The 1,168-nt window shown below is 62.0% G+C and carries 1 pseudogene; it reads right to left on the bottom strand.

The window, feature by feature from the left end:
• Positions 1-10: 10 nt before the first annotated feature.
• A pseudogene (locus NKJ11_RS33660) lies at positions 11-1,081 on the bottom strand (IS630 family transposase).
• Positions 1,082-1,168 lie beyond the last annotated feature (87 nt).

Below are 1,168 nucleotides of genomic sequence, written 5' to 3'. Positions count from 1 at the left end.
ATACCAAGACTCATGGGGTTTGACCGACATGGGCCCATTGGCGCATCCCGATTGATGTGATGGTCTCGGAAGCTGCGAGGAGTTTCTGCCAGGCGTCGCAGGCCGCATCGATGATATCGTCATAGCTGTCGAAGACACGGTTGGAGAGCCAGTTCTGGCGCATATACTGCCAGACGTTCTCGACCGGGTTCAGCTCCGGCGCGCGCGACGGCAGGAAGATCGGGGTGATGTTGTCCGGTATGCTGAGATTTGCGGTGGTGTGCCATCCGCGCGCGATCCATGACGAGTACGGCATGGGCGCCCTTTTCGACATGGCGGCTGATCTCGTTGATATGGAGTTGCATGGCCTCGGTATCGGCAAACGGCAGTGCGAGAGCCGCCCCGGTACCACGTGCTGGGCAGATGGCGCCGAACAGGTAGGCGCTCTTGTAGCGCTGGTCGGCCGGCTGTCGCGGCCGCGTGCCGCGTCTGGCCCACTGCCGTACAATCCCGTTCTTCTGGCCGATCCTTGCTTCGTCCTGGAACCAGATCTCCACCTTCGTACGCGGCGGCAAGTCGCAAAGATGCGCCTTCAGCGTGCGAGGCCAGTTTTTTTGAATTCCTCGATGATATGGGCATCCTGCGCCGGATGACGCGGCCGCACACTCATGTGGGAGAAGCCGAGCTTGTGCAGCAGCTTCCCGACATAGCGCGCGTCATAATCAATGCCGAAGCGGTCCTTGATGGCTTTCTTCAGGTCGATCCGCCGCCAGCGAACGACGCCATCGACGGCACGATCCGGGCCCTTCTCCACAAGCGCGGCCAGTTCGGCCTGCTGCTCATGCGACAGCCGGGACGCTGGTCCCGGCGCCCATTGGTCCACAAGACCATCGGGGCCGGCCGTGTTGAACCGATGCACCCAGTCGCGTAGCGTCTGGCGATCCATCCCGCCGATCCGGGCCGCATCGGCCCGGCTCATGCCGTCCAGAACCGCCGCGATCGACAACAGCCGGCTGCTCTGGCGCACATCCTTTGAGTTCCGGGCAAGACGGCGAAGCTCCCCCGCCGAAAAGTCCGTCCGCAACTTCACCGCTGATCCCATCGCCGAATCTCCTTCGGCAATAGGGAATCACGGCGCGCAAATCGGCCAAAATCACAAAAGAGTCAGCAGCCAAGACCGTTGGTATTA

The organism is Mesorhizobium sp. M0243, assembly GCF_040321775.1.
In the GTDB taxonomy this organism is placed as follows: domain Bacteria; phylum Pseudomonadota; class Alphaproteobacteria; order Rhizobiales; family Rhizobiaceae; genus Mesorhizobium.
This window is presented reverse-complemented; position numbering and strand designations above follow the sequence as displayed.